We start from the raw sequence: 11,994 nt of genomic DNA, 5'->3' as shown, positions 1-11,994 counted from the left end.
GGATCTATGAACCTACATTCACGCTGGTCTTTCCTGCCTTGTGCGGCGCTGGGCTTCCTGTTGGCGCTGTCCGAACCGGCGGTCCGGGCCGCCGCCGCGCCCGTGCCGGCTGTCGCCACGCCGGCACCGGCCAAGCCTGTCGCGGCGTCGAGGCCGGCGCCGCCGGAAGCGGTTACCGTGTCCGTACCTAGGCCAGAAACGGTTGTCGTGGCCGGTCCGGCGGCGGTTGCAGCGGTCACGCCGGCGTCGTCCAAGGCTGCTGATACCACGCCGGCGCCAACCAAGGCGATTGCTGCAGCTATGCCGGCGCCACCCAAGGCGACAGCGGGGCCACGCCTGCTGTCGGTCGAGGTGCTGCAGCGTTACGATGCCAAAAAGCGCAAACGCATCCAGGATGCGCTCAAGCAGATCTTCCAGGGCGACGCGTCTTACGCGAAGGCCCATGCCGCAGCCGGCCAGCCCCTGTCGGATAACGTGGTGGGACCGATCACGCTGTCCTTCATCACGCGCTTCTGGCTCTATTACAATATGGAGCCGGCGCCGAACGTGTCGGAAGCATCGGTCGACGCCCTGCTGCATTTTGCCGACCGCCTGGCGGCGCACAAGGAATGGCGCCCCGATGTGCTGAGCGTCGAATTCGGACGCTGGATCGACGGGCAACCCGACCGCGCCACGCTGTATCCGATCCGCCTGCGGCTCGACGAGGTCAAGCTGCCACCGGTGCTGGTGCGCTACCACGCGAAGGCCAGTGCGCAAGTTGCCAACATGGGCGACAAGGTCGGCCAGACTTACTGGTACGGACTGACGGCGGAGGACCTCAAGACCATTACCAGCAAGCGTCAATTCTCAGCCGCCACGGTCAAGGCGCTCAAGGCGCTGGTCGAGCCGGACACCGTCATCGCGCACACCGACTTCGAGGAGGAAGTAAAGGCGGTGCTGGCGGACACTACCCAGAAGGCGGGCCCCCTGCTGCCGCTGCTGAAAGAGCATGCGGTCAAGACCGATCACGGCATCGGCGTGACCGACGAGACCCTGGCCGCCATCGCCGCAAGGCCGGTACTGCCCGCGCCACTGGCCGCCCTGCTGCAACCGATGGTCGGCATGCAATACCCGCACCAGCAACTGTTCGCACGGGCGCTGCAAGACCGGCTAACGGTGGGTATCGGCAGTTGCCAGCCGGCGGTGTCGCCCGCGCGCCGGGCGCCGGCGCCATCCGGGCGCATGAGCGACGAGGACATGGCGGCGCTGATCGAGGCCGTCAGTTACGGCCAGGATGCCGATCCCGATCTTGGCAAACGCCTTCGAAACCTGCGCGACGCCAATTACTGCGGGCCGGCCGATCCCGAGTTCGTCCCCGAGGGGGCGGCTGACAGCGCGAGCCCCGGATACAAGGAACGCAGAACGATAGGCGACCTGTACACGCGCTACGGCTACCTGTTCGACCAGGTGAGCCGCAAGACGCCAGCGTACGACCGGTCCGCACCGATCACACTGGCAGCGGACCTGTGCGGTTGCAGCGACGACCAGAGAACCCAGGTGTTTCGCTTCCTGCCGTTCTGGCACGGCGGGGCCGCCCAGCGGATCGATTTCAGCCTGGTGTCGCGCGTTAACTATTACGGGGTCACCTTCGACGATAGCGGCACGCTGATCATGGCCAATGGCGGCGGCAGGGTCAGCGAATTGTTCAGTGGCCAGGACGACCGGCAGCTCGACTTCGTCACCGCCGCGCGCCGGCACCGGGTCAACGTCGACTGGGTGATTCAGCGCAGCGCCTGGGGGCCGTGGTCGGCGCTCGGCGTCGAAGAGCGCGCACACGGGTTTGCCCTGCTGTCGAAAAATATCGAGAGCCTGCTCAACGCGTCCATGACCGACCTTGCGTCCAGGGCACGGCCATGGCTTTCGTTCGGCACGACGCCGGTGCCGGTCCGCGGCGATGGCGTGACCCTGTATTTCGATGGCTATCCGCGCGACGCCGCTTCGGTGGGACAGTTCGAGACCTTTCTTGGCGATCTGCGCAAGCGGCTCGACCAGAAACATTTTCGCCTGAACATCATGATGCGCCGCACCGAACTGAACAAGGGGATCTTCCAATACAGCACGTTGGCCGGCATGGTGCGTGGCGACGAGACGCTGGCGCCATGGTGGATGACCGAACGGCGCCATCAGATGTTGCAGCGCGAACAGATGCGCAAGCTACCCAATCTCCTGGTCTTGTTCGATGAGCCGAGCGGGTACAACAAGCAACTGCTGCGGCGCGAGATCGAGAGCACCGGTACGACCATGGATCAGCTACGCCTCTTGAACCGGATCGTGCCGGTCATCAATTTCGATGGCAGCGGCTGGCAACAGCTGCAGGAAGACCTGGTCTACTTTAACCAGAATTTCGGCGGGGTCGGTTTCTGGCCGGGCTGGACACCAGCCAATGCGGCGCCAGCCAGGCGCGCCGTCGCCGGCGTCAAGGACTGCGGCGAATCGCAATCGGTGGACGATTGCATTCAGGATTTTTTCCGCGATCCGCCGGGCCAGGCCAGCAGCACCGACAGCACGGTCAGCAAGCTGGTCTGCGAGTACCGCTGGCCGCTGCGCTTCGCATTCGATCTGCTGCTTATCATCCTGGTGGTATTGGCGATCGCGTATTGGCGCTCGTGCCCGGCGCGCACGCTGCTGCACAAACACTACGTGGCGCCGCTGGCCGTCGCGCTGCTGGCCGTATTGGTGCTGGTGGCCTTGCTGCTGTTCGATCCCTACCTGGCCCCGGCGTCAGACGGCTACCTGATTCCCGCCGTGCTGGTGCTGTGCCTGATCGGCATGTATTTCTATTTCCGCGCCAAATTCAAGGAGCGCAACGAGCGGCCGTAAGCTCGGGGAAGCGAGCCGGCACTGCCGTGCTCGTTATATCCGCTGTTTCCTGCTGGCGCTATCGCCGGGACGGGTGTAGTTCGCCTTGTATCCAGCATCGCCGACATCTTGGCGCGCGCGATACCTGCCAGGTAGTGCAGGTCGCATCGGTGCTGCCTTGCATGTATTCGGTTTTGGCTCCATCCCGGATACCGAAGTGTCGATCATGCATAACTTCATCGGGCAGCAGCGACATGGAAGCGTTGCACGATTCGTACGACTGCTGCCCTGCGCTACCGGCCGTTCCCCGCCGGCATAATTTGGTATTTATAACGTTTAATTTGGTATGCATATTTCCGCATATTGGTGTTATATTGGTATATCGATCTTGCACATAAAGCATCATCATCGCCGCGCAGATCGATTCCGCCGTCTCCTCTCCGGCAAGGGAGAGCGCCGCGCGGCAAATGGATCGACCTGATTTATATCCGGCACGCACGTGTCCCGACAATTTGATATGGAGCTTCAATTGAACAGAACAATCATCAACAGCCTGATCGTCAGCGTACTGGGCGGGTCGCTGGCCGCGTGCGGCGGCGGCAGCGAAAACACCTCCACCGGCACCCAGTCATCCCAAAGCAGGATGATGGCGGCAACGAGCGTGTGCTACGCGGCGTGGAACAGCGCCACCGCCTACGAGGGCGGCAAATCGGCCAGCTACGGTGGAATCAACTACACGGCCGCCTACTGGACGCAGGGAGACAATCCATCGACCAACAGCGGGGCCGGTGGAAGCGGCAAGCCCTGGACGGTAAGTGGCACGTGCGGCACCACGCCGACGCCTACTCCAACGCCGACGCCGACACCAACTCCGACGCCGACACCAACGCCCACCCCACCACCCGGGCCGACTCCAACCCCAACGCCGGCCGGCTGCGCGCTGTGGGCCGAAGGAAGCAGCTATACCGCAGGCCAGGTGGTCAGCTACCTCGGCGTGTCGTACAAGGCGCTCGTTGCTCATACGGCATACGTTGGCACCAACTGGAATCCGAAAGATTCACCGACGCTGTGGACTGCCGGCGGCACTTGCGCGACCCCGACGCCGACGCCGACGCCGACGCCGACGCCGACGCCGACGCCGACTCCAACCCCGACTCCAACCCCGACACCAACTCCTACGCCTACTCCGACGGGCCTGGCCAAACACGCGCTGATCGGCTACTGGCACAACTTCACCAATCCAAGCGGCAACACCTATCCGATCAGCCAGGTCAGCAACGACTGGGACGTGATCGTGGTCTCGTTCGCCGATAACGCCGGCGGCGGCAACGTCAGCTTCACGGTCGACCCGAGCGCCGGCAGCGAAGCCCAGTTCATCGCCGACATCAAGGCCAAAAAGGCGCAGGGCAAGAAGGTCATCCTCTCGCTGGGCGGACAGAACGGTTCGGTATCGGTCGGTTCTACCGCCGAAGCGACCAACTTCACCAATTCCCTGCACGCGATCATCGTCAAGTACGGTTTCGACGGCATCGACATCGACCTGGAAAACGGCGTCTCGCAGGGCGCGGCGATCCAGACTTACCTGCCGATCGCGGTCAAGAACCTCAAGGCCAAGGTGGGCGCAGGCTTCTACCTGTCGATGGCGCCGGAATGGGTATATGTGGAAGGCGGCTATACCAGCTACGGGTCGATCTGGGGCGCGTACATCCCGATCATCAACGCACTGCGCAATGAGCTGACGGTGCTGCATCCGCAGTATTACAACAACGGCGACATCTACACGCCGTATGCAACCGGCCCGATCAAGGCCGGGTCCACCGACCAGCTGGTCGCAACGGCACGCATGCTGATCGAAGGCTTTACGTATGGCGGCAATACCTTTGCCGGCTTGCGTCCGGACCAGGTCGGCTTTGGCGTGCCGTCGGGCAGAAGCTCGGCCGGTTCAGGCTTTACCACCACGACCGACGTCAACAACGCGCTCAACTGCCTGACCCGGCTGCTCAACTGCGGCACCATCAAGCCGGTCAAGGCGTATCCCGAGTTCCGCGGCGTGATGACGTGGTCGATCAACTGGGACAGGTACGATGGCTATAACTTCTCGGCGCCCGTCAAGGCGACCCTGAAAACACTGCCGTAAGCAAAAAAGAAGGGCCGCAACCTGCGGCCCCTTTCATTTACATCAGTTCACGGCAGGCGGCTGCTGCACCACGATGTCGCGTTCCTCGATCAGCTTGCGCCTGAGTTCGGTCTTGATCTGGTCGTAGCCGGCCGACTCCGCGGGGCGCGTCTGCTGGATTTCGATCACGTGCCAACCGCCGGTGTGGCCACGCAACGGCACCGGCAACAGTCCGGGCACGCCGTGCGCGTCGATGGCCTCGGCGATGGGCTTATCCATCTGCGCCAGGCGCATCCAGCCGAGCTTGCCTTCGAGCTTGGCCTCGTTGGGCGTTTTCGCGCGGGTGCGGGCGATTTCGGCAAAGCTGGCACCGCCGTTGATTTCCCCGATCACCCGTGTCGCTTCGGTTTCGGATGCGAACCGGATCTGCGCCAGCTTGTAATCCTTCTTCCCGACCAGCGGATCGGTCAGGCGCTTGTACGCCGCGCGCATTTTTTCGTCGGACACGCCGGCGGTGTCGAAGGCGAGCGGCACCAGCACGGCACCCTCCACCGCCGCGCCAGCCAGGGTGGCGGGATCGAAACGGCAGTTCTCGACGATGTCGATGGCCTGCTTGTCGACCAGCGGCTCGCCGCTCGACAGTTCAATCTTCGGTGTGTACGGCGCGCCATCGGTCCATACCAGCACGCGCACGGTCACGTTGGGCGGCGGGCCATCGAGCTCGGGGAAACGGATCAGTTTATTCCTGCGCGTGCAGCGCTCGGCAGCCAGCCGCGCGGCGGTGTAGCCCGCCTGGACCGGCAGCTTCCATGGCACCATGATCACCCACGGCGAGCCATCTTCGCTGGCGCGCGCCGGTTTGCAGGTGGCCGCCAGGGCCAGCGAGGCGCGGTCGAGCACGGCGTAGCCGCTTTCGCCGATCACGCGCGCGGCCTTGTCGGCGCCAAGCTGGACGCGGGTCGCGCCTTCCATCCGGTAGCGCAAGGCTTCGGCCGGATAGGTCTGGGCCGCGCACGCGGACAAGGGCAGGTCGGCGCCAGACGCAGCCGACGCCATGACGCTCAGCGCCAGCAGGGCGCCAAGCCTCAGCATTGCGGCGCTCCCAGCGACGGTTCGAGCGCCACGCCGGTGTCCTTGCTGTTGTCCTCGCGCACCGCTTCAATGAAACATGTGCCGGCCCTGAGGCCGCTATTGATGATCAGGCTCTGGCCTTCCTTCGGGATCACGCTGAACGCGGGCCTGCACGTACTGATGACGTTATGGCCCTGATAGGTCATGACGTTGCGCATGGTCAGGCGCGTGCCGACCGGGACCTGCACGGTGGACGTGCCATCGGCGCCGGCCTGCACGTCGAACCGGTAGAACTGGCCTGCGAGGCACATATATGGCGTGCCGCCGCCCATCAGGCTCACTTTGGTGCTTGCCGCGCCCGCCTCGGGTACGTACACCGGTATCGGCGTACCGCAGGCGGTCAGGAGAAGAATGCCGCATGCGATTGCCGCGCGCATGCCGTTCGATGTAATGTTCATTGCGTTCCGCCTTGTGTACTTGATTCGACCGGCCCGCCATTGACGATGGGTCCCAGTTCCTGAAGGACAACCGCGGTTTCCAGCACGCCCGGACGCGGGGCGTCGAGCATCAGCATGAAGACCGTGGAGACCGGCTTGTTATGCACCATTCCGACGCGCGGGGTGGTCGACGGCCGCTCGGCGGCAGCCGCAAACAGCGACTCGTACATGATGAAGAAAGGCTTCTTGTTGGCCTGGGCCATTTCGGCGCAGCGGTATTTGGCATACGCCTGCGTCAGATCGGCCTTGGTATAGCCATTGCCGGCGAAGACCACCCGCTTGAGCTTGCCGGGACCTTGCCCGCTGGCGTGGCCACCGGTCATTCCCATGCTCTGGTATTGGGTGGCGCAGCCGCTTAAAAGCAGGCCGAGCGCAAGTGCGCTTAGCATTCGGTACATATCAAACCTGTCAGTTAAAGTAAATACGGAAATTTCCGGACTGCAACTTTATCTGAAACTGTAGCGAGGCTCAAGGTTTTTATGGGAATGACACTGCTTGTGTGCGAAACAACCACACTGCATCAGCTTAGCCCAGGGCACGGATCAGCAGCGCCAGGGCCACCAGCGCCGACACCAGCGCAAAGCCTTGCTGCAGGCGGGCGCCGGGCAGGCGCGCCGCGACCAGCCGGCCGCCGCCCATGCCGGCCAGCGCGCCCAGTGCAAACGGCAAGGCGATGGCCCACTGCAGGTGCCCGCTGGCGGCGCTGGCGGCCACGCCCGACATCGACACCAGCGCAATGACCGCCAGCGAGGTCGCCATCACCGATTGCGTGCCCAGGTCGGTGAAGCGCTGCAGCGCCGGCACCATGACGAAACCGCCGCCCACGCCGAGCAGGCCGGATAGTCCCCCCGCCGCCAGCCCGGACCAGCACAGCGCCCGCGCGCAGGGCGCCGTCCAGTTCAATTTGCCGCGCGCGAGGTCGAGCCGGCATGGCGGCGGCGCGCTGCGTGGCGGCGGCATGCCTCCCGCGCAGCGCGAGCGCTGCCAGGCGCGCACGGCGACGTACATCAGCACCACGCCAAAGACGGCGGTCAGTGGCCGGTTCGGCATGCGCTGCGCCAGCCACAGCCCCAGCGGCGAACACACCACCCCGGCCGCCGCCACCAGCAGCGCCGCCTTGTAGCGCACCGTCCCGCTGCGCAGGCCCATGACGGCGCCCAGGCTGGCCGCCAGCGCCACCGCCAGCAAACCGATCGGCCCGGCTTCGGCCATGGAGAGGCCCGCCCCGAACACCAGCAGCGGCACGGCCAGGATGCCGCCGCCGGCCCCGGTCAGGGCCAGCACGACGCCGACCGCAAAGCCCAGCAGCACGACCATCGTCATCGACCCATGCTCACGCGTCGGCCAGGGTGGGTTTGGCCAGCCACTCGCGCCCCTTGTGCATGCCGCGCCAGTACAGCGGCGGCAGGATGCGTTCCTTGAGCAGCCACGCCAGCCGCGACGGACGGGTGCCGTCGATCAGCCAGGACGGAAAACTGGGGGCGAGCTTGCCGCCGTAGTTGAACTCGGCCAGCACGATCTTGCCCCGCTCCACCGTCAGCGGACAGGCGCCGTAGCCGTCGTAGCGGGCCACGCCGGCGCGCTTGCCCAGCGCCGCCAGCACGTTGTGCGCCACCACCGGCGCCTGCTTGCGCGCCGCCGCCGCGGTCTTGGCGTTGGTGGCGTTGATGGCGTCGCCCAGCGCGTGGATATTGGCCCACTGCTTGTGGCGCAAGGTGGCCGGGTCGACGTCGATCCAGCCGGCCGCGTCGGCCAAGGGACTGACGCGCACGAAGTCCGGCGCCACCTGGGGCGGCACCACGTGCAGCAGGTCGAATGCGCGCGTGACCGTTTCCTTGCCGCCGTCCGCATTGAGCCGCGTGAAGGTGGCGCGCCGCGCCGGTCCGTCGACAGCGGTCAAGGTGTGGCCCAGATGCAGGCCGATGCCATAGCCGTTCACGTATTCCATCAGCGCCGGCACGTAGTCGGGCACGCCGAACAGGGCCGGCGCGGCGCTGCAGAAATCGACCCGTACCTTGTCCAGCAGGCCGCCGCGCTTCCAGTGGTCGGCCGACAGGTACATGGCCTTTTGCGGCGCGCCGGCGCATTTGATCGGTGCCGGCGGCTGGGTAAAGATGGCCTGGCCGGCGCGCAGGGTGCGTACCAGTTGCCAGGTGTACGGCGCCAGGTGATACAGGTAATTGGAGGTCACCCCATTGCTGCCGAGCGTGTCGGACAGGCCCTCGATGGCGTGCCAGTCGAGCTTCAGGCCCGGACATACCACCAGTTGGCCGTAGCGCACCACGCGGCAGCCGTCCAGGATGACCGCGTTGCGCTCCGGCTCGAAGGCCGCCACCGCCGCCTTGATCCATTTCACGCCGCGCGGGATGACCGAGGCCATGGTGTGGGCCGTGCGCGCGGCATCGTAGACGCCGCCGCCCACCAGGGTCCAGCCGGGTTGGTAATAGTGCACATCGGCCGGGTCGACGATGGCGACGTCGAGCTCCGGCGCACGCGCCAGCAGGCTGGCGGCGGTGGCAATGCCGGCCGCGCCACCGCCGATGATGAGCACCGCATGCTCGGCTTCGGCCATGTCGAGCGGAGTGCGGCCATGGTTGGCGATGCGCCGCACCACGCCCTGCATGTTGAAGCCGGCCTTGCGGGCAAGGTCGACGATCTGCGGCAGCGGCAGCCGGTCGGCCTGCGACAGCGCCCACATCGTGGTCGAACGCATGCCGCTGCGGCAGTACGCCAGCACCGGCTTGGGCAGCCTGTCGAGCAAGGCACCGAAGGCGGCGCCCTGCTCGTCCGTTACTTTTCCCGACTCGGCCGGCAGGTAGTGGGCAACCATCCCCCGCGCCCGCGCGGCGCGCTCGATATCGGCAAACAGGGGCTGGTCGCCGCCTTCGCCATCGGGACGGTTGCAAATGATGCTGCAAAAGCCGGCTTGCCGCAGGGCGTCGAGCTGCTCCGGCAGGATTTGAGCCGACACCGCCAGTGCGGGCGTGAGCGCGTGAATGTCCATGGTGCCTGCTGCGCTCAGAGCGCGTTGAGAGGAATCTTGAGGTAGCGCTGGCCGTTCGCCTCGGGTTCCGGAAAGTGCCCGGCGCGCATATTGATCTGGACCGACGGCAGGATCAGGGCCGGCATGGCCAGGGTGGCGTCGCGCCGGGTGCGCATGGCCACGAAGGCGTCTTCGCTGATGCCGCTGCCGACATGGACGTTATGGGCGCGCTCCTCGGCCACCGTGCTCACGAAGCGCACCTCGCGCCCGCCGGGCTGGTAGTCGTGGCACATGTAGAGCAAGGTATCGTCCGGCAAAGCGAGCACCTTGCTGATCGAACGGAACAGCGTGGCCGCGTCGCCGCCCGGGAAATCGCAGCGTGCGGTGCCGTAGTCGGGCATGAACAGGGTATCGCCCACGAACGCGGCGAGCTGCCCGCCGCTGCCGACCACGTAGCTCAGGCAGGCCGGCGTGTGGCCGGGCGTATGCAGCGCGCGACACTCGATGCCGCCGATGCGGAAGGTGTCGCCGTCGGCGAACAGGTGGTCGAACTGGCTGCCGTCGCGCGCCATGCCGGTGCCGGTGTTAAGCAAGGTGCCGAAGACTTCCTGCACGGCGGCGATGTGGCGGCCGATGCCGGTTTTGCCGCCAAGGCGCTCCTGCAGGTAGGGCGCGGCGGTCAGGTGGTCGGCGTGGACGTGCGTTTCGAGGATCCACTCCACCGTTGCGCCCAGTTCGGCCACGCGGGCGATCAGCTTGTCGGCCGAGGTGGTGGCCGTGCGGCCCGATTTCTGGTCGAAGTCCAGTACGCTGTCGATCAGGGCGCAGCAGCGCGTGGCGCGGTCGAGTACAAGGTAGCTGACGGTGCTGGTGGCGGTGTCGAAGAAACCCTCGACCTGGAATGGTGCTGTGCTCATGCTGTGGCAGTCTCCTCTGGTTCAGGGAGAGACAACGCAAAACGCATGCCAGCGCATCCAGGTATGAAATGCGTGATCCAGATCATTGATTTGTTAAGGAATTTACATTTTTGCCTGGCAGGCGCGGACTGCCGTCACGCTGCCATGTGGCAGTGCCACTTGACAGTCCTGGCAGTGCTGCGCCACCATGCGCACCTGACCAGGAGCCACGACATGCCCATCGATCCCGCCATTCCCGCCGTAGCCGCCCCGTTCTCCGCGCAGGTGCAGTCGCTGGTGTCGTTCCTCGAGCACGAGGCGCAGCCGATGATCGTGCTCGATCCGGACTACAATATCCTGGCCGCCAATGATGCGTACCGGCGCCAGTTCGGCGGCACCGGCAAGCCATTCATCGGGCAGAAGTGCTACCGCGTCTCGCATCACTACGACCTGCCCTGCGACCAGGCGGGCGAGCATTGCCCGATGAAAAAGGCGCAGGAGCTGCGCGGCCCGGACCGCGTGCTGCACATTCACCACACCCCGCGCGGACCCGAACACGTGGATGTCGAGCTGCGCCCGATTTTCGACGAACACGGGGTCATTACCGCTTATGTCGAGCGCCTGTCGACGGTGCGCAGCGCGTCGGCGCGGCCCAGCGACGATGGGCTGGTCGGCCGCGCGCCCGCCTTCAACCAGGCGCTGGCGGCACTGCAACGGGTGGCGCCATCGATGCTGCCGGTGCTGCTGCTGGGCGAATCGGGAACCGGCAAGGAATTGTTCGCGCGCGCCGTGCACGCCACCAGCGCACGCGCCGGCGGCCCGCTGGTCGTGGTCGACTGCTCGGGCCTGAGCGAAACCCTGTTCGAGAGCGAATTGTTCGGCCATGAAAAAGGGGCGTTCACCGGTGCCGCGGTGCGTAAACCGGGCCTGGTGGAGACGGCCCAAGGTGGCACCATCTTCCTCGATGAAATTGGCGACGTGCCGCTGGCGATGCAGGTCAAGCTGCTGCGTCTGATCGAAACGGGGACCTACCGCCGCGTGGGTGGCGTGGAAACGCTGCATGCCGACTTTCGCCTGATCGCGGCCACCCACAAGCCCCTCGACGCCATGGTGGCGCGCGGCGAGTTCCGGCAAGACCTGTATTACCGCATCAATGCGTTTCCGATCCGCCTGCCGCCCCTGCGCGAGCGTGCCGACGACATCGCGCTGCTGGCCGATTCATTCCTGCGGCGGGCCGGCGGCGGCACGCGCGCGCTCAGTATCGATCCGGAGGCGCTGGCCGTTCTGCAGCGGCTGGCGTGGCCGGGCAACATCCGCGAGCTGCGCAATGTGCTGGACCGCGCCAGCCTGTTCGCCGACGATGGCGTGATTCGCGTCGGCCATCTGCCCGCCGCGCCGGCGCTAACCGGCCCGGCACCGAAGGCCGCCGGCGGCGCGCTGGAGCTGGACAGCGGGCTTGCCCGGTTTGCCGGCACCCGCAGCGAGCTGGCGGCGTCGCTGGGCATCAGCGAGCGCACGCTGTACCGCCGTCTCAAACAACAGGGCAAGCTGTAAGCCGACAAGCGCTTCGGGGAGCTCGCCTGCCCAGACCTG

Annotated in this window: 9 protein-coding genes; 3 read left to right on the top strand and 6 right to left on the bottom strand. The window is 65.9% G+C overall.

The genetic code is table 11. The features are described from left to right. Nucleotides 1–6 precede the first annotated feature (6 nt). Complete coding sequence (locus tag RBA40_RS03320; protein ID WP_306645948.1) at nt 7–2,859, top strand: hypothetical protein; 2,853 nt, start codon at nt 7–9, stop codon at nt 2,857–2,859. Nucleotides 2,860–3,367: 508 nt separating this feature from the next. After that, nucleotides 3,368–4,975, top strand: coding sequence for a chitinase (locus RBA40_RS03315; protein WP_306645946.1), 1,608 nt, complete (start codon nt 3,368–3,370; stop codon nt 4,973–4,975). Nucleotides 4,976–5,017: 42 nt separating this feature from the next. On the opposite strand, the gene RBA40_RS03310 is transcribed toward RBA40_RS03315, so the two are convergent. The 6 genes from RBA40_RS03310 to RBA40_RS03285 all read right to left on the bottom strand — a co-directional run bounded on the left by RBA40_RS03310 (nt 5,018) and on the right by RBA40_RS03285 (nt 10,422). Beyond that, nucleotides 5,018–6,046, bottom strand: coding sequence for an energy transducer TonB (locus RBA40_RS03310; protein ID WP_306645945.1), 1,029 nt, complete (start codon nt 6,044–6,046; stop codon nt 5,018–5,020). Beyond that, the gene (locus tag RBA40_RS03305) at nt 6,040–6,483 is read right to left on the bottom strand and encodes a hypothetical protein (RefSeq protein WP_306645944.1); all 444 of its coding nucleotides are present in this window, start codon (nt 6,481–6,483) and stop codon (nt 6,040–6,042) included. The genes RBA40_RS03310 and RBA40_RS03305 overlap by 7 nt, the downstream gene beginning before the upstream one ends. Next, complete coding sequence (locus tag RBA40_RS03300; RefSeq protein ID WP_306619768.1) at nt 6,480–6,911, bottom strand: hypothetical protein; 432 nt, start codon at nt 6,909–6,911, stop codon at nt 6,480–6,482. The genes RBA40_RS03305 and RBA40_RS03300 overlap by 4 nt, the downstream gene beginning before the upstream one ends. Before the next feature lie 136 nt (nt 6,912–7,047). After that, entirely contained in the window at nt 7,048–7,845 is a 798-nt protein-coding gene (locus tag RBA40_RS03295) for a sulfite exporter TauE/SafE family protein (protein WP_306645942.1), read from the bottom strand. 10 nt (nt 7,846–7,855) lie between these two features. Further along, on the bottom strand, nt 7,856–9,526 hold the full coding sequence (locus RBA40_RS03290) for a bifunctional protein tyrosine phosphatase family protein/NAD(P)/FAD-dependent oxidoreductase (RefSeq protein ID WP_306645940.1): 1,671 nt from the start codon (nt 9,524–9,526) through the stop codon (nt 7,856–7,858). Nucleotides 9,527–9,540: 14 nt separating this feature from the next. Beyond that, nucleotides 9,541–10,422 carry an MBL fold metallo-hydrolase gene (locus RBA40_RS03285; RefSeq protein ID WP_306645938.1) on the bottom strand — a complete coding sequence of 294 codons (882 nt, stop codon included), beginning with the start codon at nt 10,420–10,422 and terminating at the stop codon, nt 9,541–9,543. A gap of 213 nt (nt 10,423–10,635) precedes the next feature. Here RBA40_RS03285 and RBA40_RS03280 point away from each other — a divergent pair, with 213 nt between their 5' ends. Next, nucleotides 10,636–11,955, top strand: coding sequence for a sigma-54 interaction domain-containing protein (locus tag RBA40_RS03280; protein ID WP_306646043.1), 1,320 nt, complete (start codon nt 10,636–10,638; stop codon nt 11,953–11,955). Nucleotides 11,956–11,994 lie beyond the last annotated feature (39 nt).

Source organism: Massilia pseudoviolaceinigra (assembly GCF_030846505.1).
Classification (GTDB): domain Bacteria; phylum Pseudomonadota; class Gammaproteobacteria; order Burkholderiales; family Burkholderiaceae_D; genus Telluria_A; species Telluria_A violaceinigra.
This window is presented reverse-complemented; position numbering and strand designations above follow the sequence as displayed.

Excerpts from the sequence above, each read along its gene's own strand:
- RBA40_RS03320 (WP_306645948.1), top strand. The coding sequence starts at position 7 with ATGAACCTACATTCACGCTGGTCTTTCCTGCCTTGTGCGGCGCTGGGC.
- RBA40_RS03310 (WP_306645945.1), bottom strand. The coding sequence starts at position 6,046 with ATGCTGAGGCTTGGCGCCCTGCTGGCGCTGAGCGTCATGGCGTCGGCT.
- RBA40_RS03305 (WP_306645944.1), bottom strand. The coding sequence starts at position 6,483 with ATGAACATTACATCGAACGGCATGCGCGCGGCAATCGCATGCGGCATT.
- RBA40_RS03300 (WP_306619768.1), bottom strand. The coding sequence starts at position 6,911 with ATGCTAAGCGCACTTGCGCTCGGCCTGCTTTTAAGCGGCTGCGCCACC.
- RBA40_RS03295 (WP_306645942.1), bottom strand. The coding sequence starts at position 7,845 with ATGACGATGGTCGTGCTGCTGGGCTTTGCGGTCGGCGTCGTGCTGGCC.
- RBA40_RS03290 (WP_306645940.1), bottom strand. The coding sequence starts at position 9,526 with ATGGACATTCACGCGCTCACGCCCGCACTGGCGGTGTCGGCTCAAATC.
- RBA40_RS03285 (WP_306645938.1), bottom strand. The coding sequence starts at position 10,422 with ATGAGCACAGCACCATTCCAGGTCGAGGGTTTCTTCGACACCGCCACC.
- RBA40_RS03280 (WP_306646043.1), top strand. The coding sequence starts at position 10,636 with ATGCCCATCGATCCCGCCATTCCCGCCGTAGCCGCCCCGTTCTCCGCG.